The sequence below is a fragment of the Sphingobacterium sp. UBA1498 genome (genome assembly GCF_002325125.1).
Classification (GTDB): Bacteria; Bacteroidota; Bacteroidia; order Sphingobacteriales; family Sphingobacteriaceae; genus Sphingobacterium.
On the sequence record NZ_DCRG01000023.1, the window covers coordinates 63,128 to 86,389 of the forward strand.

General features: G+C 40.6%; 20 protein-coding genes. 19 read left to right on the forward strand and 1 reads right to left on the reverse strand.

The genetic code is table 11. The annotated features are described in order from the left end of the window. The 16 genes from atpD to B3139_RS13585 form a co-directional block, all read left to right on the forward strand. Positions 1 to 1,119 (forward strand): F0F1 ATP synthase subunit beta (atpD, locus tag B3139_RS13510; protein ID WP_293883935.1); only part of this gene is annotated, 1,119 nt, incomplete at its 5' end. Positions 1,120 to 1,140: 21 nt separating this feature from the next. Beyond that, complete coding sequence (gene atpC / locus B3139_RS13515) at positions 1,141 to 1,389, forward strand: ATP synthase F1 subunit epsilon (protein ID WP_209578172.1); 249 nt, start codon at positions 1,141 to 1,143, stop codon at positions 1,387 to 1,389. A 396-nt stretch (positions 1,390 to 1,785) separates the two neighbouring features. Beyond that, positions 1,786 to 2,676 (forward strand): branched-chain amino acid transaminase, encoded by an 891-nt coding sequence (locus B3139_RS13520; RefSeq protein ID WP_293883940.1) that lies wholly within the window; start codon positions 1,786 to 1,788, stop codon positions 2,674 to 2,676. After that, on the forward strand, positions 2,660 to 4,360 hold the full coding sequence (gene ilvD, locus B3139_RS13525) for a dihydroxy-acid dehydratase (RefSeq protein ID WP_293883942.1): 1,701 nt from the start codon (positions 2,660 to 2,662) through the stop codon (positions 4,358 to 4,360). The genes B3139_RS13520 and ilvD overlap by 17 nt, the downstream gene beginning before the upstream one ends. Before the next feature lie 94 nt (positions 4,361 to 4,454). Beyond that, the gene (ilvB, locus tag B3139_RS13530; protein WP_293883944.1) at positions 4,455 to 6,197 is read left to right on the forward strand and encodes a biosynthetic-type acetolactate synthase large subunit; all 1,743 of its coding nucleotides are present in this window, start codon (positions 4,455 to 4,457) and stop codon (positions 6,195 to 6,197) included. Positions 6,198 to 6,205: 8 nt separating this feature from the next. Next, a complete protein-coding gene (ilvN, locus tag B3139_RS13535) occupies positions 6,206 to 6,796 on the forward strand; it encodes an acetolactate synthase small subunit (RefSeq protein WP_209578168.1) in 591 nt (196 codons plus the stop codon). Positions 6,797 to 6,810: 14 nt separating this feature from the next. Beyond that, positions 6,811 to 7,275: a DinB family protein gene (locus B3139_RS13540; protein ID WP_293883946.1), complete on the forward strand. Its 465-nt coding sequence runs from the start codon at positions 6,811 to 6,813 to the stop codon at positions 7,273 to 7,275. A gap of 45 nt (positions 7,276 to 7,320) precedes the next feature. Then, entirely contained in the window at positions 7,321 to 8,802 is a 1,482-nt protein-coding gene (gene ilvC / locus B3139_RS13545; RefSeq protein WP_209578167.1) for a ketol-acid reductoisomerase, read from the forward strand. A 132-nt stretch (positions 8,803 to 8,934) separates the two neighbouring features. Continuing rightward, complete coding sequence (leuC, locus tag B3139_RS13550; protein WP_209578166.1) at positions 8,935 to 10,332, forward strand: 3-isopropylmalate dehydratase large subunit; 1,398 nt, start codon at positions 8,935 to 8,937, stop codon at positions 10,330 to 10,332. A 33-nt stretch (positions 10,333 to 10,365) separates the two neighbouring features. Further along, positions 10,366 to 10,842, forward strand: coding sequence for a PEGA domain-containing protein (locus B3139_RS13555; protein ID WP_293883949.1), 477 nt, complete (start codon positions 10,366 to 10,368; stop codon positions 10,840 to 10,842). A 78-nt stretch (positions 10,843 to 10,920) separates the two neighbouring features. Then, positions 10,921 to 11,511, forward strand: a complete 591-nt coding sequence (leuD, locus tag B3139_RS13560) for a 3-isopropylmalate dehydratase small subunit (protein WP_209578164.1) — start codon at positions 10,921 to 10,923, stop codon at positions 11,509 to 11,511. Continuing rightward, complete coding sequence (locus tag B3139_RS13565) at positions 11,505 to 12,983, forward strand: ATP-binding cassette domain-containing protein (protein ID WP_293883951.1); 1,479 nt, start codon at positions 11,505 to 11,507, stop codon at positions 12,981 to 12,983. Before leuD ends, B3139_RS13565 begins: the two co-directional genes overlap by 7 nt. Before the next feature lie 85 nt (positions 12,984 to 13,068). Further along, positions 13,069 to 14,142 (forward strand): 3-isopropylmalate dehydrogenase, encoded by a 1,074-nt coding sequence (gene leuB / locus B3139_RS13570; RefSeq protein WP_293883953.1) that lies wholly within the window; start codon positions 13,069 to 13,071, stop codon positions 14,140 to 14,142. Positions 14,143 to 14,265: 123 nt separating this feature from the next. Further along, positions 14,266 to 15,429 (forward strand): 2-isopropylmalate synthase, encoded by a 1,164-nt coding sequence (locus B3139_RS13575; RefSeq protein ID WP_293883954.1) that lies wholly within the window; start codon positions 14,266 to 14,268, stop codon positions 15,427 to 15,429. A 138-nt stretch (positions 15,430 to 15,567) separates the two neighbouring features. Beyond that, positions 15,568 to 16,815, forward strand: coding sequence for a threonine ammonia-lyase IlvA (gene ilvA, locus B3139_RS13580; RefSeq protein ID WP_293883955.1), 1,248 nt, complete (start codon positions 15,568 to 15,570; stop codon positions 16,813 to 16,815). A 173-nt stretch (positions 16,816 to 16,988) separates the two neighbouring features. After that, a complete protein-coding gene (locus B3139_RS13585) occupies positions 16,989 to 17,504 on the forward strand; it encodes a DUF2911 domain-containing protein (protein WP_293883956.1) in 516 nt (171 codons plus the stop codon). Positions 17,505 to 17,617: 113 nt separating this feature from the next. On the opposite strand, the gene B3139_RS13590 is transcribed toward B3139_RS13585, so the two are convergent. Then, positions 17,618 to 20,020 (reverse strand): S9 family peptidase, encoded by a 2,403-nt coding sequence (locus B3139_RS13590; RefSeq protein WP_293883958.1) that lies wholly within the window; start codon positions 20,018 to 20,020, stop codon positions 17,618 to 17,620. 460 nt (positions 20,021 to 20,480) lie between these two features. Here B3139_RS13590 and B3139_RS13595 point away from each other — a divergent pair, with 460 nt between their 5' ends. From B3139_RS13595 to nrdE, 3 genes are read left to right on the forward strand one after another with little or no spacing between them, the layout of a single operon-like run. Then, positions 20,481 to 20,714, forward strand: a complete 234-nt coding sequence (locus B3139_RS13595) for a thioredoxin family protein (protein ID WP_046673718.1) — start codon at positions 20,481 to 20,483, stop codon at positions 20,712 to 20,714. A gap of 34 nt (positions 20,715 to 20,748) precedes the next feature. After that, positions 20,749 to 21,156: a class Ib ribonucleoside-diphosphate reductase assembly flavoprotein NrdI gene (gene nrdI, locus B3139_RS13600; protein ID WP_293883963.1), complete on the forward strand. Its 408-nt coding sequence runs from the start codon at positions 20,749 to 20,751 to the stop codon at positions 21,154 to 21,156. Beyond that, positions 21,116 to 23,221 carry a class 1b ribonucleoside-diphosphate reductase subunit alpha gene (nrdE, locus tag B3139_RS13605; RefSeq protein ID WP_209578156.1) on the forward strand — a complete coding sequence of 702 codons (2,106 nt, stop codon included), beginning with the start codon at positions 21,116 to 21,118 and terminating at the stop codon, positions 23,219 to 23,221. The genes nrdI and nrdE overlap by 41 nt, the downstream gene beginning before the upstream one ends. Positions 23,222 to 23,262: the final 41 nt, after the last annotated feature.

Below are 23,262 nucleotides of genomic sequence, written 5' to 3' on the forward strand. Positions count from 1 at the left end.
GTACTTTTTACTGGTATCAAAGTTATTGACCTTTTAGAGCCATATGCTAAAGGTGGTAAAATTGGTTTATTCGGTGGTGCCGGTGTAGGTAAAACTGTATTAATCCAAGAATTAATCAACAATATCGCAAAAGGTCACGGTGGTCTTTCTGTATTCGCCGGTGTAGGTGAACGTACTCGGGAAGGTAATGACTTGTTGCGCGAGATGTTAGAATCTGGTATCATCAAATATGGTGAGCATTTTATGGAAGGCATGGAAAAAGGCGAATGGCCTTTAGACACTGTAGACCACGAATTGATGAAAGATTCAAAATGTACATTCGTATTCGGTCAAATGAATGAGCCTCCTGGTGCACGTGCGCGTGTTGCTTTATCAGGCCTTACAGTAGCGGAATACTTCCGTGACGGTGATGGCGAAGGTCAGGGCCGTGACGTATTATTCTTCATTGATAACATCTTCCGTTTTACACAAGCAGGTTCTGAAGTATCAGCCCTATTGGGTCGTATGCCATCAGCCGTAGGTTATCAACCAACGTTGGCAACGGAAATGGGTTTAATGCAAGAGCGTATCACATCAACTAAAAACGGATCTATCACTTCTGTACAAGCTGTATATGTACCTGCCGATGACTTAACTGACCCTGCTCCAGCGACAACTTTCGCCCACTTGGATGCAACCACAGTATTGTCTCGTAAAATTGCTGAGTTAGGTATCTACCCTGCCGTGGATCCATTAGATTCTACATCGCGTATCCTTTCTCCAGCCGTTTTAGGTAACGAACACTACAATACCGCTCAACGTGTAAAAGAAATTCTTCAACGTTATAAAGAATTGCAAGATATCATCGCCATCTTAGGTATGGACGAATTATCTGAAGAAGATAAATTAACAGTACACCGTGCACGTCGTGTACAACGCTTCTTATCACAACCTTTCCATGTTGCAGAGCAGTTTACAGGTTTAAAAGGCGTATTGGTAGATATCAAAGATACCATCAAAGGATTCAATATGATTATTGACGGTGAAGTAGATGAGTATCCTGAAGCTGCCTTCAACTTAGTAGGTAACATTGATGATGCTATCGAAAAAGGTAAAAAATTATTAGCAGAAGCAGTTTAATTTAGATTATATCTAAGAATAATGAAATTAACAATTATCACTCCTGACAAATTAGCATTCGAAGGCGAAGTAACGGCTGTTACTGTACCTGGCTCTGCAGGCTCTTTCCAAATTTTGAAAGACCACGCTGCCATCGTTTCTACTTTGGAAGATGGAAAAGTAATTATTCAACAAGGTAAAGGTGAACAAGAAGTGTTCATTAAAGGTGGTGTTGTCGAAGCAAAAGACAATGTCATTACCGTGCTTGCTGAAGGAATTATCGGAGATTAAATCAAATCGATTTTATAAAATTTAAAAGCTTCCGATAGAAATATCGGAAGCTTTTTTTTTAAAGTTTTTTTGACGTTTTCATCATTTTAAGAAGAAAATTGACCGTTGTCACAAAAAATTATTTTTCACAACAGTAGACCGATATTAAATATGGTATACGACTAACAAAATATAAAACTGACCAAATCTACTATTTTATCAAAAAAAATTGCAAAAAGCATTTAATATAAAATTTTATTCTAAATTTAAAATTAGCAGTTTGCCTATTGCCAATTATTGTAATTCCTGCTACCTTGAGGAAATGAAAATCGAAAGTTTTTATAGAAACTTGAGATCACATGATTTACCACCAAAACACCACGAAGGGAATTATTATACTGAGGTAAATTCAGGGTTATGAAATACTACGATAAAAATACATTGATCTATTTGAATGGAGCTTTTGTAAAAGCTTCCGAAGCGGCGTTGGATCCGTTTGCGCAGTCACTGCATTATGGGTATGCTGTATTCGATGGATTACGCGCATATAATACCCACAATGGCCCCCGTATCTTTAAAGCTGATAAGCATTTCGACCGTTTGAAGAAATCATGTGAAGGAGTTAATATTCCTTATCGTTGGAGTAATAGAGAGCTGATCGAAATTTGTTATGAGCTTCTGGCCACCAACAACCTCAGAGAAGCCTATATACGTCCATTGGTATTGACCGGTTCAAATATGCACTTAACCTCATCAACCGAAGCAACCATCATGATTGCAGCCTGGGAATGGGGACCATATCTTGGTCAAAACTTATTACGGGTATGTATTTCGGATATCAAAAGACCTAATCCAAAATCGTTTAAAATTGACTCGAAAATCTCTGGGCAATATGTTAACTCTATTCTTGCCACAACGGAAGCCATCAAAAGAGGGTATGACGAAGCTTTAATGCTCGATCATGAAGGCTATGTTGCCCAAGCATCCAGTGAAAACATTTTTATTGAAAAAGATTTCAAAATCTATACACCGCCCACGAAAAACATCTTCCCGGGCATTACACGCCAAACGGTGAAAAATATCTGTAAAAAGTTAAATTTCGAAGTTATCGAAAAGCAACTGACTGTTGAAGATATTTATACCGCAGACAGCGCCTTCTTATGTGGGACTGCCGCAGAAATCATCGGAATCAAACAAGTCGATGATGTCATCTATCAAGAAGCTTGGGAACATAGCATAGGGGCATCAATCCAAAGACGTTATAAAAATTTAGTATTAGAGAACGAAAATTATGAAGTCATCATCTAACGGCGAAAATGCAATGAACAAATACAGCCGTACATTTACACAAGACGAAACGCAACCTGCTGCAAAAGCCATGCTTTACGGTATCGGTCTTACAGATGCCGACATGGACAAAGCACAGGTCGGTATTGCCAGCATGGGATATGATGGTAATACGTGTAATATGCACTTAAATGATTTGGCACAAATCGTCAAAAAGGGCGTTTGGAACAATAATTTAGTAGGCCTGACCTTCGGAACCATTGGCGTCAGCGACGGGATGAGTAATGGTACAGATGGCATGCGTTATTCATTGGTAAGCCGGGATGTGATCGCTGACAGTATCGAAACAATCTGCGGTGGGCAATATTATGATGGCTTGATCTCTATTCCTGGCTGTGATAAAAACATGCCCGGCGCTATTATGGCAATGGCTCGTCTGGACCGTCCTTCTTTAATGGTATATGGTGGAACAATCGCTCCTGGCCACTATAAAGGGGAAGAATTAAACATTGTATCTGCATTTGAAGCATTGGGACAACGCATCTGCGGAAATCTATCCGATGAAGACTATGAAGGGATTATCAAACATACCTGTCCCGGTGCAGGTGCCTGTGGCGGGATGTATACAGCAAATACCATGGCTTCTGCTATTGAAGCCTTGGGCATGAGCTTGCCTTACTCGTCTTCCAATCCAGCAATATCGGAAGAGAAGAAAAATGAATGCCTCGAGGCAGGTAAACACATCCGTACCCTACTTGAGAAAGATATCAAGCCTTCTGATATCATGACACGCAAGGCATTTGAAAATGCTTTACGCACCATTGTTATCTTGGGGGGAAGCACGAATGCTGTTCTTCACTTTATTGCTATAGGTAAAGCGATAGGCGTAGACATCACCCAAGATGACTTTCAACGCATGAGCGATGAAACGCCTGTGTTAGCCGACTTTAAACCATCCGGTAAATACTTGATGCAAGATCTCCAACAATATGGTGGAACTCCTGCTGTCATGAAGTATCTCTTAGACGAAGGCTTACTCCATGGCGACTGCATTACTGTAACAGGAAAAACCGTTGCCGAAAACTTGGCTGATGTTAAATCAATCATGGAATATGATCAACCGATTATCAAACCATTAAGCGATCCTATTAAAGCCACAGGACACTTACAGATTCTTTACGGAAATCTTGCTGAAAAAGGCTCTGTAGCAAAAATCTCCGGTAAGGAAGGTGAAAAATTCACCGGCCCTGCACGCGTATTCGACGGCGAACATGATTTAGTAGCAGGTATTGCATCGGGACGAATCAAGCCTGGGGATGTTGTCGTAATCAAAAATGAAGGTCCTGTAGGGGCACCAGGCATGCCTGAAATGCTCAAACCGACCTCATTGATTATCGGCGCGGGCTTGGGTAAATCTGTTGCTTTGATTACTGATGGCCGCTTCTCTGGTGGAACGCATGGTTTTGTCGTAGGGCATATCACACCGGAATCTTACAAAGGTGGGTTGATCGGCCTTGTACATGATGATGATATCATCGAGATTGACGCGGTCAATAACAGCATCAATGTCATCCTTTCGGATGAGGAGATCGTACAACGCCGCACAGCTTGGGTACAACCGGCATTGAAAGTTAGCAAAGGCGTATTATATAAATATGCTAAAACAGTTGCAGATGCCTCAGAAGGTTGTGTAACCGATCTATAGAAATCAAGAAATGGAGACGTTGAGCTCTAACGTCTCCTGATCGAATAGCTAAATACTAAAAAGACTGAATAATCAACAAAAAAAAATCAACGTAATGAGTACACTGGAAATAACAGAAAATAAGGCTACCGCAGCGCAACAAACCCCGACACAAATTTCGGGATCTAAAGCTGTACTGGAAGCCTTATTGAGCGAAGGAGTTGATACCGTATTTGGTTATCCTGGAGGCGCAATTATGCCCATCTATGATGCCCTTTATGATTATACGGATCGTCTGAAGCATATTTTAGTGCGCCATGAACAAGGTGGAATCCACGCGGCGCAAGGTTATGCAAGATCTTCAGGTCGTACCGGTGTCGTCTTTGCGACAAGTGGTCCTGGAGCAACAAACTTAGTTACTGGATTGGCTGACGCCATGATTGACAGTAACCCGATCGTCTGTGTCACAGGTCAGGTCTTCGCTTCACTATTAGGAACTGATGCATTTCAGGAAACTGATGTCATCAATATCACGGCACCGGTTACAAAGTGGAACTATCAAGTTACCGACGCCACTGAAATTCCAGCTGCACTTGCAAAAGCATTTTACATTGCCAGCACTGGCCGTCCCGGGCCGGTACTGATCGATATCACGAAAAACGCGCAATTGCAATTGTTTGATTATTATGGTTACGAAAAGTGCAACCATGTACGCAGCTACAGACCTGCACCACAAGTACGAAAAGAATATGTCGAACAAGCGGCAGCCCTAATCAACAATGCCAAGAAACCATTTGTTCTTTGGGGACAAGGAATTATTTTAGGAAAAGCCGAGGAGGAATTTAAAACATTTATCGAAAAGGCCGGTATCCCATCTGCGAGCACTGTTATGGGTTTGAGTGCCCTACCAACAGACCATAAACTTCATGTCGGCATGCTTGGTATGCATGGTAACTATGCGCCAAACGTGATGACCAATGAATGCGATGTGTTGATTGCTATCGGTATGCGATTCGACGACCGCGTAACGGGTCGTTTGGATAAATACGCCAAACAGGCAAAAGTAATCCATTTGGATATAGACCCCGCCGAGATTGACAAAAATGTACAGACAACCGTACCTGTATGGGGCGACTGTAAAGAATCACTCCCGATGCTGACGGAATTGATAAATGCAACAGACCATTCTGCTTGGTTAGCGCAATTCCGCGAACTTGAAAAAGAAGAAATCAAGGAAGTTATCCAGGATGAACTTCATCCGCAAACAGATATTATGACGATGGGTGAAGTAATCAATGTGTTGAATGAATTGACGGGAGGTGATGCAATCATCACAACCGATGTTGGTCAACATCAAATGGTAACTTGTCGCTATGCTAAATTTAATAACAGCAAATCAAATGTAACCTCAGGAGGTTTGGGAACCATGGGTTTTGGACTTCCAGCAGCTATCGGTGCTTGGTATGGCGCTCCAGAAAAAACCGTTGTGGCCATCATCGGCGACGGTGGTATACAGATGACCATCCAAGAGTTGGGAACGATCATGCAATTTGGTGCAAAAGTCAAAATTATGATTCTCAACAATGAATTCCTGGGCATGGTGCGTCAATGGCAGCAATTATTCCACGACAGGCGCTATTCATTCGTGAATATCACGAGTCCTGATTTTGTTGCTGTAGCGAAAGGCTATTACATCGACGGTCAGAAGATTTCGGAAAGAAAAGATCTTCGTAATGCCCTGAAAACAATGATTGATCATGACGGAGCTTATCTATTGGAAGTGATGGTCGGTAAGGAAAATAATGTATTCCCAATGGTTGCGCAAGGAACATCGGTATCTGAGATACGCTTAAAGTAGAATTTAACATGGAAAAACAAGAATATACCATCACCCTATATACAGAGAATTCTATCGGTCTTATCGGTCGGATTTCAACGATTTTTTCGAGAAGAAAAATCAATATCGAAAGTTTGAACACTTCCCCTTCTGAAGTGGAAGGGATACATCGTTTTACCATTGTGATCACAGAAGCGGAGGATGTTCTGCGTAAGCTTTGCCGTCAGCTGGAAAAACAAATTGACATCCTCAAAGCCTATTACAACACCAATGATGAAGTGATCTGGCAAGAACAGGCATTATATAAAGTTCCTGCGGATGTTGTGAATGAAAAAGTTTACGTCGAGCGGTTGTTACGCCAATACGGTGCGAATGTCGTTGTGATCCGCAACGATTATATTGTATTTGAAACGGCCGGTCACCGCGAAGAGATTGATAAGTTAACCGAAGAGCTGACAAAATATGGCTTGATCGAATTTGTACGTGGAGCTCGTATTGCCATCATCAAGGATAGTGCTGGCTTCCACTCCAAATTGGTTCAGTTTGAAGCCCGAGAGCCTTCTGAAGAAATTGTAGAAAACGAATATCTCGACAAAAGAGATGATGTATTTACAATGTAAGCATTAAAAATATCATGCAAGAAACATTTAAATTTATCTTAAAGTCACGTCAAAAATTCATTGAATTAATTGAAGGCCTTTCTATAGAACAGCTTAACAAAATTCCTGTAGGATTTAACAACAATATCATCTGGAATTTTGCGCATATCGTTGTCAGTACCCAGACCTTGATCTATGTGCGTACAGGAATTAAAGCCGATACGGCTTGGGTAAAATATAACGAAGATTATAAAAAAGATACCAAACCAACCCGCTTTGTTGAACAAGCGGAGATCGATGAATTAAAAGAAATCGCCATCCGTAGTATTGAGCAAATTGCCGCCGATTATGACAATGGTGTCTTTGGAGAAATCACTTCCTTTTCAACAGCAACCTATGGTTATCCAATGGACACCATTGAAGAAGTTATTGCCCTGACATCTGGACATGACAATGTTCATTTCGGCTATGCAATGGCACAACGCAGATTAGTACAATAATTAAAACAAATAATCAACAACCCATAACAGAAAGAAAGTAAAACAATGGCAAATTATTTCAACACTTTACCGCTTAGAGAGCAGTTAGAACAATTAAGTCACGCTGAATTCATGGACAACACCGAATTCACGGATGGCGTAAATGCTTTAAAAGGTAAAAAAATCGTAATCGTAGGATGTGGCGCACAAGGCTTGAACCAAGGTTTAAACTTAAGAGATAGCGGATTGGACGTTTCTTATGCTTTACGTAAGGAAGCTATTGAACAAAAAAGAGATTCTTGGAAAAATGCTACGGACAACAATTTTAATGTAGGAACTTACGAAGAATTGATTCCCACTGCAGATTTAGTCATCAACTTGACTCCAGATAAACAACACACTTCAGTTATCAACGCCGTAATGCCTTTGATGAAAGAAGGCGCTACATTATCGTATTCACACGGTTTCAACATTGTGGAAGAAGGCATGCAGATCCGTAAAGATATTACTGTCATCATGGTTGCGCCAAAATGTCCAGGTTCTGAGGTTCGCGCAGAGTACCTTCGTGGCTTTGGTGTACCTACCTTAATCGCTGTTCACCCGGAGAATGACCCACAAGGAAAAGGCTGGGCTGAAGCAAAAGCATATTGTGTAGGAACAGGTGGTCACAAAGCAGGTGTATTGAAATCTTCATTCGTAGCTGAAGTAAAATCAGATTTGATGGGTGAGCAAACGATTCTTTGCGGATTGTTGCAAACAGGTTCGATCTTATCTTTCGACAAAATGATCGAAAAAGGAATTGAAGCAGGCTACGCCTCTAAATTGGTACAATATGGCGTAGAAGTGATCACAGAAGCCCTAAAGCACGGTGGTGTAAGCGGCATGATGGATCGTCTAAGCAACCCAGCAAAGGTGAAAGCTTTTGAAATCTCTGAGGAATTGAAAGATATTATGCGTCCATTGTTTCAAAAACATCAAGACGATATCATGTCAGGACACTTTAGCAAGACAATGATGGAAGATTGGGCTAATGGTGATGCAAACTTATTGAAATGGCGCGCTGAAACAGGTGAAACGGCATTCGAAAAAACACCTGCTGGTGATGTTAAGATCAACGAACAGGAGTATTTCGACAACTACACATTGATGGTTGCTTTCATCCGTGCCGGTGTTGAATTGGCGTTCGAAACGATGGTTGAAGCGGGTATAAAACCTGAATCAGCATACTATGAATCATTGCACGAAACACCATTAATCGCCAATACAATCGCCCGTAAGAAATTGTTCGAAATGAACCGCGTCATCTCTGATACAGCTGAATACGGTTGTTACCTATTCGATCAGGCTTGTAAACCGTTGTTGGCAGACTTTATGAAAACTGTAGATACTGATTTAGTCGGTAAAAACTTTAACGAAGGCCGAGATGGTTCAGTTGACAATGCTCAATTGGTTGTTATCAATGAAATTTTACGCGACCACCCCGTGGAAATTGTTGGACGCAAATTGCGTAAAGCAATGACCGCAATGAAAGCGATCAAAACTGTTTAAAGTTTATACAGAATTATACATGCTTCAAAATCATGAAAATTTCGTAATTTAGTATATTGAAACCAAGGTGATATTGAGACATTTACAATATCACCTTGGCTAATATAAAAATAACATAAGAGAGAATAAAAAATGTCAAAAACTTTAGTAGAAAAGATTTGGGATGCTCACGTGGTTAAGCGTGAAGAAGGGTTCCCAGATATTATTTATATCGATACCCATTTAATTCATGAAGTTACTTCACCTCAAGCTTTTGATGGCCTACGTAAAAGAGGAATCCCAGTTTTTCGCCCAAAACAAACGGTAGCTACTGCCGACCATAATGTACCGACACTTAATCAGCATTTACCAATCAAAGAAGAACTATCGCGTTATCAGGTTGATATGCTCACCAAAAATTGTGCTGAATTTGGTATTGAATTATACGGTTTGGGACATCCCTACCAAGGTATCGTACACGTTATCGGTCCAGAGCTGGGTATTACCTTACCGGGTAAAACAATGGTGTGTGGCGATAGCCATACCTCCACTCACGGTGCTTTTGGAGCTATTGCTTTTGGTATAGGAACCTCTCAAGTAGAACAAGTCTTCGCTACCCAATGTCTATTGCAGTCGAAGCCCAAAACAATGAAAATTGAAGTTAATGGTACCCTTCAAAAAGGCGTTGGAGCCAAAGATATCATCTTGTATATCATCTCCAAAATTTCAGCTGCCGGCGGTACGGGTTACTTTATCGAATATGCTGGTTCAGCGATCCGTTCGTTAAGTATGGAGGCACGTATGACCATCTGTAACATGAGCATTGAAATGGGGGCTCGCGGAGGGTTAATTGCACCTGATCAGATTACATTTGATTATGTGGAAGGTCGTGAATTTGCGCCGAAAGGAGAAGAATGGGATAAAGCGCTAGCCTACTGGAAAACATTATATTCCGACGAAGATGCCATCTTCGATAAAGTATTGACTTTTGATGCGGAAGACATCGCTCCCATGATTACCTACGGTACCAACCCCGGGATGGGAATGGGAATTGCAGAACATATTCCAGCAACTACTGCTCAGCCAGAATCAGAAAGACCATCGTATCAAAAAGCATTAGACTACATGGGCTTTAAAGACGATTCAACAGTATTAGGCAACCGTGTTGATTACGTCTTCATCGGAAGTTGTACCAATTCCCGTATCGAAGACTTACGTGAAGTTGCTTCATTCGTACAGGGTAAGCAGAAAGCACAGGACGTTGAAGTATGGATTGTACCAGGCTCAAAACAAGTAGAAAAACAAGCCAAAGAAGAAGGCTTGGATAGAATATTTGAGGCAGCGGGATTCCAGCTACGCGAACCAGGATGCTCGGCATGTCTAGGGATGAACGAAGATAAAATCCCTGCTGGCAAATATTGCGTTTCGACTTCAAATAGAAACTTCGAAGGACGTCAAGGGCCTAATGCACGTACCATGCTGGTATCTCCTTTAACAGCAGCCGCTGCGGCTGTAACAGGTAAAGTAACAGATGTGAGAGAGTTGATCTAAAAAAAATAAAGCGTAAAATATATTAATCCAAAAATGAAAAGTACTACTAAAATCACATCTATCATCTTAGCGGGGGCTACACTTTTTACCAGTTGTGCGAGCAAAACATTGATTCAATCAAATCCAGTTGGGGCAAAAGTTTATATTCAAGGAGAGTATGCGGGTACAACACCGTATTCTTATAAAGACACCAAAATCGTTGGCAGCACAACTGACTTGAAAATAGAAAAAGAAGGTTATGAGCCTTTTATTACCAGTTTTTCTAGAAATGAAAAAGCTGACGTCGGTGCTATCATCGGGGGGATATTTGTACTCGTTCCATTTCTATGGACCATGAAATATAAAGAGCAACATACGTATGAATTGATACCTCTAGGTAGCGGAGCAAAAAAAGAGTCAACAGACACATCATTGTCAGCTAAATTACAAGAGCTAAAAAAGATGTACGATGACAAGCTCATTACCAAAGAGGAGTATGAAAAGCAAAGAGAAAAGGTTTTGAACAATTAGCGTTCGACAAAAAATAAAACAGATAAAAAACGGAGGGCTAATAGACTCAGCTCCGTTTTTTATTTTGACTTTGAAAAAATGAAAAAATTTGAAACTTTAACTTCACGGGTAGTTCCACTACCTATTGAAAATATTGATACCGATCAGATCATTCCAGCGCGTTTTCTAAAAGCGACAACGCGCGAAGGATTTGGAGATAATTTATTCCGTGATTGGCGCTATGAATCAGACAATCAGCCCAAAACGGATTTCGTATTGAACAACCCGACCTATTCGGGAAAAATATTGGTTGCGGGGAAAAACTTTGGCTGTGGCTCTAGTCGCGAACACGCTGCCTGGGCTATTCAAGACTATGGTTTTGACGTTGTTATCAGTTCATTCTTTGCAGATATCTTCAAAGGAAATGCGCTGAATAATGGGGTTTTGCCCATTCAAGTTCCAGAAGAGTTTTTAGGGAAAATATTCGAATTAGTGCATCAAAATCCTAATACAGAAATTATCGTCGACCTGGAAAAACAAACAGTTATGTTGAAAGAAACAGGCGATCAGTTTGAATTTGAAATCAATCCATACAAAAAATCATGCTTGATTAATGGATATGATGATATCGATTTTATCCTTAACCAAAAAGATTTAATCAAAGCATTTGAAGTAAACAGACAATGGTAGATCCTGTCGTCCATATTGCCAATTTAACTGTTCAGTACGGTAGAGATATCGTATTGCAAGATTTAAATTGGCAAATTTTTAAGGGTGAACAATGGATCTTAGGAGGACCGAGTGGTACCGGAAAAACGACGCTTGCAAAAGCAATTGCCGGTCAAATAAAATATGAAGGAAAAATCGAATTCAACCTCGGCTCCAACAATACCCTTTCTTCAAAAATTCACTATGTTTCCAATTGGTTTCAGTTTACCAATCTGGAAGGCGACCGCAACTTTTATTATCAACAGCGCTACAACAAATTCGCGAAAAACGATACGTTAACTGTTTTTGCAGAGTTGAAACATTTTGCACAGGAGGAGCAACTCTCTTTTGACGACGTACGCAACTATCTGACAATTTTTGGTTTTGAAAATTTCAAAGATCAACAGTTGATCGAACTCTCCAGTGGGGAGCATAAAAGACTACAATTGATCAAAGCGCTATGGCTCCAGCCTGAGGTCCTTATCATTGATCAACCTTATACAGGTTTAGACGTACAGTCTCGGCAAGACCTCAATCACATTTTTGATCAGTTGGCAAATAAAGGTGTGTCGTTGTTGCTTATTAGTAATGATGAGGAATACCCCAGCTGCATCGATCGCTTCGCAGAAATTCAGGAGGGCAAGATCGTTATTCGCCAACGTAGCGAAGAGCTATCCAGAGGGTTACGCCGAACGAGAAAGGCACTGCCTTATTTTCTGCAACGAGCGCCAGAAGTTTCTTCTCAGATCATGGTAAAGATGAACAAGATTAATATCTCTTATGGAGAAAAACAAGTTCTAAAAAACATAGACTGGGAGGTAAAAGCTGGTGAAAAGTGGCTACTGCAAGGTCATAATGGCTCTGGAAAATCAACTTTGCTTAGTTTAATCAATGGAGATCATCCCCAGGCCTATGCCAATGACATCTATCTTTTCGGTAAAAAAAGAGGATCTGGAGAAAGTATCTGGGACATCAAAGAACATTTGGGGATCATATCGCCAGAATTACATTGGTACTACGATATGAATGCCAACGTTGGACAGACCATCGCTTCGGGATTCTTTAATTCCATGAGCCTCTATCAACGATTAGGATTTGAACAACAGCAGAAGCTGGAGCAAATTCTTCATTTTTTTGACCTCAAAGAGGTTAAACATAAAACATTGGGATCATTACCCCTAGGCCAACAACGTTTGGTTCTACTGGCCCGCACGATCGTGAAACATCCTGAATTGTTGATTTTGGACGAACCATGTCAGGGGCTGGACAAAGAGCAGACACAGTATTTCAACGACGTCATCGATGATCTGAGTAAAAGCGGCCAAACCCTCATCTATGTAGGGCATTTCCACGCTCAGCTACCAACTTGCATTGATAAGAAAATGGTGTTGGAAAAGGGAGAAGTGAAAGCGATAACTAGAGTTATCCACAAAAAAGAGGCTTTTTCCACATAAGAAATGTGGAAAACGACCAGTTAGAATAGAAAATAGATGTTAGCGGTTAGCATTTAGAGACTAACAGCTCAATAGTTATAAAACAATGAAAAAAAATATTTTAATCATACCTGGAGATGGCATCGGCCAAGAAGTAACCACTTGGGGTAAAAAAGTTCTAGAAAAAATCGGTGAAAATTATGGTCATGAATTTAGCTTCGATGAAGCCATCATGGGCCATACGGCGATTGAAGCTACTGGCAATCCGCTACCTGACGAGACATTAGCGAAAGCAAAAGCTTCTGATGCGATCCTTTTCGGTGCCATTGGCCATATCAAGTATGATAATGACCCATCTGCTAAAGTTAGACCTGAACAGGGTTTACTAAAGATACGTAAAGAGCTGGGTCTTTATGCTAATCTTCGCCCGATATTATTATTTGATGAATTGTTGGATGCTTCAAGCTTAAAGCCAGAAATTCTTCAAGGGACAGATATCCTTTTCTTTCGTGAATTAACAGGCGATGTATATTTTGGCGAGAAAAATCGCAATGAGGACAACACCTTTGCGTCAGATTTGATGAATTACCACCGTTACGAAGTTGAGCGTATCGCACGTAAAGCTTACGAGGCAGCGCGCACACGTAATAAAAGATTATGCTCTGTTGATAAAGCTAATGTTTTGGAAACTTCACGTCTTTGGAGAGAAGTTGTACAAGAAATCGCAAAAGAATATCCAGATGTTGAAACAGAGCACATGTTCATTGATAATGCCGCCATGCAATTGGTTAAAAATCCAAAGAAGTTTGATGTTGTTTTAACCGCCAATCTTTTTGGTGATATCCTAACAGACGAGGCTTCTCAAATTGCAGGATCCATGGGTATGTTGGCTTCCGCTTCCGTAGGCGATGGTACAGGCTTCTTCGAACCTATACATGGCTCTGCGCACGATATCGCTGGTCAAAATAAAGCAAATCCACTTGCGTCAATATTATCTGCAGCCTTGATGCTTGATATTAGCTTTGGCCTACAGGAAGAAGCTAAAACGGTTACCCATGCTGTAGCTGAAACATTAAAAGCTGGTTGGAGAACCGGTGACATTGCAAACAGTAGCACAGAAGCTTCAAAAATTTTAGGCACCCAAGAAATGGGGCAAAAAGTATTGGAGTTTATTAAATAGTATTGAGATATGAGTAATGAAGTAGTGAGTATTGGGAATCAGATGCCGCAAGCCTTTGCTCGGGCACTTTAAATGCATTGCTTCTTACATATTTAGTTTATAAATCTTTTGAATTAAGAAATTATGTTACACGATCCTAATCATCTTTACATCTTCGACACCACATTGCGTGATGGCGAACAGGTACCCGGATGCCAATTAACTACTCGAGAGAAAATTGAGATCGCAAAGGACTTAGAAAAACTTGGCGTTGATATTATCGAAGCTGGTTTCCCAGTGTCTAGCCCTGGTGATTTTCAATCGGTGGTAGAATTGTCTAAAGCCGTGAACGATGTCATTATATGTGCATTGACCCGTGCCAATAAAAACGATATTGATGTCGCTGCCGAAGCATTAAAATACGCCAAACGCCCGCGCATCCATACGGGTATAGGCTCTTCGGACATGCATATCAAATATAAATTCAATAGCACACGAGAAGAAATTTTAGAACGAGCTGTTTCCGCTGTAAAACATGCTAAATCCTATGTTGAGGATGTCGAGTTTTATGCAGAAGATGCTGGTCGCGCAGACTTAGAATTTCTAGCTAAAATGGTGGAATCGGTCATTGCTGCCGGAGCTACTGTCGTTAATATTCCTGATACAAACGGTTATTGTTTACCGGACCAATATGGATCAAAAATCAAGTATCTGAAAGAACATGTACGCAATATTGATCAAGCGATCATTTCCGCTCATTGCCATAATGACTTGGGACTTGCAACGGCAAATTCCGTCGCTGCGATACAAAATGGTGCCCGTCAGGTAGAATGTACAATAAACGGTATCGGTGAGCGTGCTGGTAACACGTCGCTGGAAGAAGTGGCCATGATCCTTAAGGTACACAAGCAAGCATTTGGAAGTTTAACATCGAATATTGATAGCCGCATGTTTACCTACTTATCCCGCAAGGTAAGTGAAATGATGAACATGCCTGTGCAGCCAAATAAAGCTATTGTAGGTCGCAATGCCTTTGCACATAGCTCAGGCATCCACCAGGATGGATTCTTAAAGCATCGCGAAAACTATGAGATTATCAGACCAGAAGATGTTGGTTTGTTGGAAGCTGATATCATTTTAACGGCCCGTTCTGGAAGACATGCACTTAAACACCATTTAGAGCGCTTAGGATTTCACCTTGAAAAAGACGATCTAGCAGATTGCTATCAACGCTTTTTGGTTCTGGCCGACGAAAAGAAAAATATTTGTGATGATGACCTGAAAAGCCTCGTCCAAGAAAAAATCTAGAAAAGGAAGGCTGCTCATGCAGCCTTTTTTCTTCAAAAAAAATCAACTATATTAAAACACACAGTAGCGGTAGAATCTTTAGTATAATAGCGGGTATCTGCATTTTCTTACCTACCTTAACTGGGCAATCCTCTAACAATGAATCTTTCAACCTTAAATATCGACTCCGAGGCCACGCTTGAACGCATCAAGTCTGTGGTCAATCGCACCCCCTTACAGTATAACAGGCATTTATCCGAAAAATATGGCGCCGAAGTTTACCTCAAACGAGAAGACCTACAGGTCGTACGTTCGTACAAGCTACGAGGAGCCTATAATAAGATTATTTCACTTACAGAAGAAGAGCGGCAGCTTGGTGTTGTATGCGCAAGCGCAGGTAATCATGCACAAGGCGTCGCTTTCTCCTGTAATAAACTCGATATCAAAGGGGTGATATTTATGCCCGGTCCGACACCACGCCAGAAAATTTCGCAAACCGAAATGTGGGGTAATGGCAATGTAGAAATCATCTTAACCGGCGACACCTTTGACGACTGCCAAAAGGCTGCGCTAGCTTATACAGCAGAGTACGGCATGACTTTTATCCCTCCTTTTGATGACCTCAAAATTGTAGAAGGTCAGGGCACCGTTGCTGTTGAAGCCTTGCAGGATCTACCCGATATGGACGCTATGTTTATTCCTATTGGTGGTGGCGGTCTGGCTGCAGGCGCTAGCTATTACCTTAAAAATAAAAACAAAGCAATCAAATGTTATGGTGTAGAACCCGAAGGTGCCCCTTCCATGCAAGCTGCCCTGACACATGGCGCACCGATTGAACTTGAACATATTAACAAATTCGTTGATGGGGCCGCTGTTAAAAAAATCGGTGCCACAACATTCGAAATCGCCAAACAACTGCTGGATGATACGCGTTCTATTCCTGAAGGAAAAATCTGTACCTGTATCTTAGAACTATATAATAAGGATGCAATTGTCGTCGAACCTGCAGGAGCACTTTCCGTAGCAGCGCTCGAGTTCCACAAAGATGAAATTAAAGGAAAGAAAGTCGTCTGTATCATATCCGGTGGAAATAATGATATTGACCGTATGAGTGAAATCAAAGAACTGTCTTTACTTTACGAAGGTTACAAACATTATTTCATCGTTCGTTTCCCGCAAAGGCCTGGCGCATTGAAACTTTTCGTATCCGAAGTATTGGGACCTAAAGATGATATTACACGATTTGAGTTTATCAAAAAGACTGAGCGAGAAAGGGGGCCCGCGCTAGTCGGCATCGAGCTCAACAAACCCGAAGATTATACAACATTGATTGAACGCATGAAAGAATATAAGTTTGATGTCATTGAGATCAACAAAGACCAAACATTATTCGAGTATTTGGTATAAAAATAAAAAGCCAGCGCTTAAAACGCTGGCTTTTTATTTTTATCTATTTCCAGGATACAACTCATAGCGCCTAAGACCGACCGGTCATGATTTCGTAAAGTTCTAATAAAACGGAAAATTTTCATCACATAAAAATCTTATATTTAATTGTTTAATCAAAAAAATAAGCACATATGAGAGTAGTGATTTTAGCAATTCTGACCTTAATAGGTCAGCTTACCTTTGCGCAGACAGACAAAAGTAAACGACCAAGTCCTCCTGACAACACCAAGGTGACTACGGTCGATGGTATCACAATCGACATCAATTACAGCCGTCCATCATTGAAAGGCCGTCAATTGGGTGTTGATGTTGCCCCTATCGGTAAAGTATGGCGAACCGGAGCAAATGAAGCCACCACGATCGAATTCGATAAAGATGTATTGGTTGAAGGCAAGAAATTGGCCGCTGGAAAATATAGTCTTTACAGTATCCCGGGCGAACATGAAACAACGCTCATGTTCAATAAAGTTTGGAATCAGTGGGGAACGAAATATGATTCCAAAGAAGACGCCTTAAGCATTTCCGTCAGTAATGCAACAGCAAGTACCTCACAGGAACAATTTAAGATTAATGCAAGTCCACAGGGAACAGTCTCCTTGGAGTGGGGAGCATATGTCGTACCCTTTACGGTCAAAGCGAGCAAATAGGTACGATGCTCGATAGTCAAGCAAAATTTATTGCACAGAAAAAGGGACTGACAGTAGTCCCTTTTTTCTTAAAATAGCGTCTTGTCCGGATCACAATAGTTTCGGCCAGACAGTTAATTTTTTAAGTATTTTTGCAAAAATTGATCCTGCTCCCACAATAGATGGAAGATATTTTCTTTGGCAACATATCCATGCGCTTCACGCGGCAAAATCACCATGCGCACAGGAGCTCCCAAATTTTTCAGCGCCTGGAAATAGCGCTCTGTCTGCAAAGTAAACGTCCCGGGATTATTATCTGCTCCACCGTGAATCAATAACAGTGGCGTTTTCATCCGATCGGCACTTACAAAAGGAGACATGGTCATATACAATGCGGGATCATCCCAGAAGTTTCGCTGCTCACTTTGAAAACCGAATGGCGTTAAGGTTCGATTATATGCTCCAGAACGTGCTATTCCCACTGCAAACAATTTAGAATTGGACAACAAATGCGCTGTCATAAATGCACCATAGGAATGCCCGCCTACCGCAACTTTTTTTCGATCGATATAGCCCAGCCGGTCTACCGCATCGATTGCTGCCTCAGCATTGGCCACAAGTTGCTCAATAAAAGTATCATTCGGTTCTTTTGTCCCTTCTCCAACAATTGGAAAGGCAGCATTATCCAATACAGCATACCCTTTGGATACCCAATAGATAAAAGAACCATAACTTGGGAATGTAAACTCCTTAGGGTTGGCCGTGCTCTGTCCAGCGGTATGCTTATCCTTGTATTCCCTTGGGTAAGCCCACATGAGCAATGGCAATTTTTCCTTTTTATTAAAATCATAACCGGCAGGCAGATAAAGCGTTCCCGAAAGCTCTACCCCATCGTTACGTTTGTAATTCAAAATCTCTTTATGAACTTTTTCCAAGGATTTGAACGGGTTTTCAAGAGCTGTTAGTGTCGTCTGTTTCCCTGATTTCATATTTTTCATGGAATAATTGGGGTAGATCGATGCTGATTGAAGCGAAATTAATAAGTCACCTGTTTTGGGATTTACTATTTGGCTGATACGTTCTTGTAGTGCGGATGCTGCTGCAGTGTAAATTCGCTTTTTCTTTAAAGAGTGTAAATTGAGTTCATCCACAAAGGGAAACTCGCCATCTTTAGTAAACCCCTTGCCCACAAATAAGACCTTATCCTTATCTATATACATAGCGTAAGTGCCTAAGCTATTTCTTTCCGTATACACGTCGCCAGGATCATTATACACGTCTTGACTGTTCCGATCGTGCAACAGTTTGGATTCTCCCGTGGAAGGATTAACCACAAAAGTTTTTTTATTTCTAGTATCATACCATTGCGAATGAACCAAAGCATACTTCTCATTGCCCCATACTACACCTGCATAACGGTCTTTGGTTTTAAAAATAAGCTTTCCCGCCCCTTTAAAAGGGTATGGCAAGGTATATAAGGCATCCCGAAACTCCGTTTTATTATTCGCATCCCCGCCGTCAAGGGCTTCAATATAAGCTAACGTAGCAGGTTGGTCGCTCCGCCAATGCCAGGCCCGTTTTCCAGCGCGTGTAGATGAAAAGCCCTTTGCCATAACTTCCGTTAAAGGCACCTCATTTACAAGTGCGATTTCCTTACCTGACCGATCATAGATATGTACCTTCTGTGGAAAATACGAAAGCGGAACCACATACGAATAGGGCTTCGCGATCGTTGATACCATCACATATTCGCCATTCGGGGAAAAGCTGATCCCTGTATAAATGGCTCTGTCTTTAAAAGAGGAAATTTTGCCGTTAAGATCCACAATTTGCAGATTCGACTGCGCCAATGTTTCAAAGTTTGCCTCGTCCAACGGGTTCTTCAGCAAGTCCTGATACGTTCTCAACTGAGAAACCTTTCCATCGCTTGTGGAAACAACCGGCCCTTTCGGCAAATCTTTGGAAGGATCCAATAGTGCAGGCCTATCCTGCGGCAGACTGGTGATCATTAAACCTGACGAATTTTTCAACCATTGAAAAGGTGCCGTCATTGTTCCATTCAAATTGTAATTGGTTAACTGTTTGACGTTCCGCGTAGCGAGATCAACGACAAATAAAGCTGTACCACTATCATTGCTATTGCTGAATGCCAAGCATTTATTGTCCGGAGAAAACATAAAATTGGATAGTGCAGCCTTTTCTGGCATCCCGGAAAAGTCAGTATATTCAACATTTTGATCGATTTTTTTTAAGGCTATCTTATCGTAAAAGAGCGTTGAGCTCTCCATATATGTTTTCGGATTAATCCTTAATCCCGCCAGTTTCATTTCTTCCTGCCCCAATTCAGCTAGACTTTTATAAGTCGGGCGGAATGTAAAAAGCATCCAATTTTTATCGCCTGAAATTTTCAGCTGAGGAGGGCGTACATAATCCGCTAACGCCAGAATTTCAGTAGAAGGTTTTTGAAAGGTAATGTTTTCCTGCGCTTGCGTTTGTAGTGAAGTTAACAGCAAGAGACCATAGAATAGTTTCTTCATAAATTTATTTTTCAAATTAAGGCAAAATAAAATAATAAAACTTTCATTAAGAAGCAAGATTTGTAGCTTTTTTATGACACTCAAATTAAACTTAAAACATTTGTAAAATAGCGGTAAAAATTACCAATTTAAAGTTATCCACATTCTTAACGCTAACAAAATCAATAACTTAACCACAACAATCTTCTACAAACGCATGCTCTGTTAAACTTTTACCCAAAATGTGGAAAAGTCAACCTACCGCATAGCAGGAAAATGTAGGATATTTGTTAAGCTAATAAAAGAATTAGCAACTCAATGAAGTTTTTTACGTATCGGAAACAGACCGTTCTATTTGGTAATTGTCTGTTTTCAATGCCCGGCCTAACCTTAGGATCGGGCTCCCCTATTAAAATTGATACAATTAACTTCGTTCCGAGTTTTTCTATAAAGATTGGAATAAAAAAAATAAACAAGTAACATGGCAAGAATTATCAAATTTGAGAAAAACGATTGTGCCCCTTGTGCACAAGTATCGGCTTATTTGGATCAAAAAGGTATCCAATATGAAACGGTTAATCCTTTTGATGAACCAGACTTGGCCGCAAGATTCAAAATCCGCACAGTTCCTACTGTAATTGTGTTGGAAAATGAAGAGATTCAACACCGTATCATTGGCTTTAAACCAGAAGAATTGGCTGCCATTGCACTTTAATAAATTCAGCGTATCATTTAAACCAAACAACAACATGATACACATTTATTATGATTCCAAAACGGGCAACGTACAGCGTTTTATGGATAAGGTCGCTCAAATAACAGGCTGGCAAATCCATAAAATAACCCCCGATTTGAGGGTAAAAGAACCTGGCCATTTGGTCACTTTCACCACAAATTTTGGGCAGGTACCCGAAAATACAGTAGAATTCATGAAACGCGAAGCTAAAAACATCTATTCTGTTACTTCCAGCGGTAATCGCAATTGGGGTCCGAATTATGGCTTAGCAGCTGATCGCATTTCACAAGATTTCGACATTCCACTGGCATTCAAATTTGAACTGTCCGGAACAATGGAAGACATTAATCAATTTATTGACATCTTAAAGAACTTTTGCGATGGTAGCAAACGAAGTAGCAAAAAACTGGATATTGCTTAATAATGAAATCATGATTAAGCATGATGACGAATTCAGCTTACATAAAGATAAGGAAGCAGTTCGTGCCTATTTCTTAGAATATGTAAATAAGAACACGGTGTTCTTTTATACATTGAAAGAAAAAATAGACTATTTGGTAGAGAATAACTATTATATTGACTTTTACCAATGGTTTACATTTGAAGAGATGGAAGAAGTATTCAACTATGTATACGCTAAAAAATTCCGTTTTGAATCTTTTATGGCGGCCTTCAAATTCTTCCAGAGCTACGCTTTGCGTGACGATTCTGGTGAGAAATTCCTAGAGCGCTATGAAGACCGCGTTGTTGCTGTTTCCCTATTCTTGGCAAGAGAAGAAGGTGTAAAAAAAGCAATTGAATACGCCGAAATCATGATCAATCAAGAATACCAACCAGCGACACCTACATTCTTAAATGCAGGAAAGAAACGCTCGGGAGAATTGGTATCTTGTTTCCTTGATGAAATCGGTGACAACTTAAATGGTATTGGTTACGCTGTTGATTCTGCTATGAAGTTATCTTCTATCGGTGGTGGCGTATCCTTCAATATTTCGAAAATCCGTGCTCGTGGCGAGGCAATTAAAGGTGTTGAAGGTCGTGCGGGCGGTGTACTTCCTATTATGAAAATCATGGAAGATACATTCTCCTATGCCAATCAATTGGGACAGCGTCCGGGTGCAGGTGCCGTATATCTCAATATTTTTCACTCCGATATTGAAGAGTTTTTGGATTGTAAAAAGATCAATGTCGATGAAAAAGTACGTATCAAATCCTTGTCTATCGGTATTATCGTGCCTGATAAATTCATGGAATTGGCAGAAAAAGATGAGCCTTGCTATTTGATCTACCCACATACCGTCATGCAAGAGTATGGACAATTCTTGGACGAGATGGATATGGACAAAATGTACGACGAATTGATCACGAATCCAAACGTAAAAAAGAAAAAGATCAATGCCCGTCACCTCTTGGTTAAGATTGCACAGACACAAAAAGAATCCGGTTACCCGTATATATTTTTTAAAGAGAATACCAACCGTGTCCATGCGTTGAATGAAATCGGTCAGGTAAAATTCTCTAACCTATGTACGGAGATCATGCAGGTATCTCAAGTATCCGACATTGAGATCTATGGCAAACAAGACACGATCCGTTATGGGATCTCCTGTAATCTTGGTTCATTGAATATTGCAACTGTAATGGACAACAAACGTATCAAAGAAACCGTAAAAACGGCTATGCGTGCTTTAACTGTCGTTACAGACGTAACCAATATTGATATGGTCCCTTCGATTGCAAAAGCAAATCGCGAGTTGCATTCCGTAGGGCTAGGTGCGATGAACTTACACGGTTATCTTGCAAAAAGCTTCATCATGTACGAATCGAACGAAGCATTGGATTTTGCCAATACGTTCTTTATGATGATGAACTATTATTCATTGGAAGCGTCCATGGAAATTGCCAAAGAACGTGGTAAAACATTTGTTGGATTTGAAAAATCAGCCTATGCTGATGGCACCTATTTCAACAACTATGTCAACCGCGATTACATGCCAAAGACAGCGAAGGTAACGGAGTTATTCGAAGGTATACATATTCCAACGGTAGAAGATTGGTTGGCGTTAAAAGCACAAATCAAAGAACATGGCATCTATCATGCTTATCGCTTGGCTATTGCTCCAAATCAGTCGACTTCCTATATCATGAATGCTACTGCATCGGTTATGCCTATTGTAGATATCATTGAAGTACGTGAATATGGCGACAGCACAACTTACTATCCAATGCCATATTTGACAAATGATAATTATTTCTATTTCAAATCGGCATATGATATGGATCAATTCAAAGTATTGAAGCTGATTTCAGTCATTCAACGTCATATCGATCAGGGTGTATCCACTATTTTGCATACCAACTCAAAAGATTCGACGAGAGATTTATCGAGATATTATATCTATGCACATAAACTAGGGTTAAAATCCCTTTACTATACACGGACAAGAAAATCAACGATTGACGAATGTGTCTCTTGTTCAGCTTAATTTTGCGATTTGGTAAACTAAATGCCTAATACTTTAAACTA

Coding starts and splice junctions, on each gene's coding strand:
- atpC (WP_209578172.1), top strand. CDS start 1,141: ATGAAATTAACAATTATCACTCCTGACAAATTAGCATTCGAAGGCGAA.
- B3139_RS13520 (WP_293883940.1), top strand. CDS start 1,786: ATGAAATACTACGATAAAAATACATTGATCTATTTGAATGGAGCTTTT.
- ilvD (WP_293883942.1), top strand. CDS start 2,660: ATGAAGTCATCATCTAACGGCGAAAATGCAATGAACAAATACAGCCGT.
- ilvB (WP_293883944.1), top strand. CDS start 4,455: ATGAGTACACTGGAAATAACAGAAAATAAGGCTACCGCAGCGCAACAA.
- ilvN (WP_209578168.1), top strand. CDS start 6,206: ATGGAAAAACAAGAATATACCATCACCCTATATACAGAGAATTCTATC.
- B3139_RS13540 (WP_293883946.1), top strand. CDS start 6,811: ATGCAAGAAACATTTAAATTTATCTTAAAGTCACGTCAAAAATTCATT.
- ilvC (WP_209578167.1), top strand. CDS start 7,321: ATGGCAAATTATTTCAACACTTTACCGCTTAGAGAGCAGTTAGAACAA.
- leuC (WP_209578166.1), top strand. CDS start 8,935: ATGTCAAAAACTTTAGTAGAAAAGATTTGGGATGCTCACGTGGTTAAG.
- B3139_RS13555 (WP_293883949.1), top strand. CDS start 10,366: ATGAAAAGTACTACTAAAATCACATCTATCATCTTAGCGGGGGCTACA.
- leuD (WP_209578164.1), top strand. CDS start 10,921: ATGAAAAAATTTGAAACTTTAACTTCACGGGTAGTTCCACTACCTATT.
- B3139_RS13565 (WP_293883951.1), top strand. CDS start 11,505: ATGGTAGATCCTGTCGTCCATATTGCCAATTTAACTGTTCAGTACGGT.
- leuB (WP_293883953.1), top strand. CDS start 13,069: ATGAAAAAAAATATTTTAATCATACCTGGAGATGGCATCGGCCAAGAA.
- B3139_RS13575 (WP_293883954.1), top strand. CDS start 14,266: ATGTTACACGATCCTAATCATCTTTACATCTTCGACACCACATTGCGT.
- ilvA (WP_293883955.1), top strand. CDS start 15,568: ATGAATCTTTCAACCTTAAATATCGACTCCGAGGCCACGCTTGAACGC.
- B3139_RS13585 (WP_293883956.1), top strand. CDS start 16,989: ATGAGAGTAGTGATTTTAGCAATTCTGACCTTAATAGGTCAGCTTACC.
- B3139_RS13590 (WP_293883958.1), bottom strand. CDS start 20,020: ATGAAGAAACTATTCTATGGTCTCTTGCTGTTAACTTCACTACAAACG.
- B3139_RS13595 (WP_046673718.1), top strand. CDS start 20,481: ATGGCAAGAATTATCAAATTTGAGAAAAACGATTGTGCCCCTTGTGCA.
- nrdI (WP_293883963.1), top strand. CDS start 20,749: ATGATACACATTTATTATGATTCCAAAACGGGCAACGTACAGCGTTTT.
- nrdE (WP_209578156.1), top strand. CDS start 21,116: ATGGTAGCAAACGAAGTAGCAAAAAACTGGATATTGCTTAATAATGAA.